This window comes from Bradyrhizobium sp. 137 (assembly GCF_023074095.1).
Taxonomy (GTDB): Bacteria; Pseudomonadota; Alphaproteobacteria; order Rhizobiales; family Xanthobacteraceae; genus Bradyrhizobium.
Window position 1 is genome coordinate 1 of sequence record NZ_JADPKU010000086.1, and the last position, 586, is coordinate 586.

General features: G+C 70.3%; 1 pseudogene. It reads right to left on the bottom strand.

Features of this window, described 5'->3' with window-relative positions:
- A pseudogene (locus tag IVA78_RS24520) lies at positions 1–586 on the bottom strand (IS256 family transposase); the annotation flags it as partial.

A 586-nucleotide genomic window follows, 5' to 3' on the forward strand; every position in this document is an offset into this window, starting at 1 on the left:
CCCCTTCCACCAGCGCCAGCGGATGCTTGTTGCCTTCGCCGTCAACCCCGATCGCGGCGACCAGCACGAGATCGTCGCCGAGATGCAGCCCGTCGATTTGGACCACCAGAAGGTCGAGCGCGGACAGATCGGCAGCCATGAAGTCGGCCAGCCGCGCCGCCGATAGCGCCACGAACCTCCGCGACGCCGCCGACTTCGACACCCCCGATCCAGACGGTGCCGGCACGTCACCCTCGGGGCAGCCGGACGGCGCGGCCAAACCGGCGCGTCGACACATTGATCAGCATCAGGTTCATCGCCCAGCGACCGAGCCAGTCCTCCTGCGCCGCCGTTTCCCAGCTCGGGATCGTGACCTCGCGGCCGTCTACGCCCCGGACCCGCGGGCGCTCGACCTCGATCTTGCCGCCGTGGAAGCCGATCCGTCCCCGCGTTCGGCCCCAACGGTGCGCCCGCCGCGCCGCATCGCGACCGTGGCGCGGCCCGCAGGCCGCCGTGACATCCGCCTCCATCATCGTGCCGAGCGCCTCGATCCCAGCCGCAAGGCAGAACCGATCGAAGCTCGCCCGCACTTCTGCAAACGCTTCGT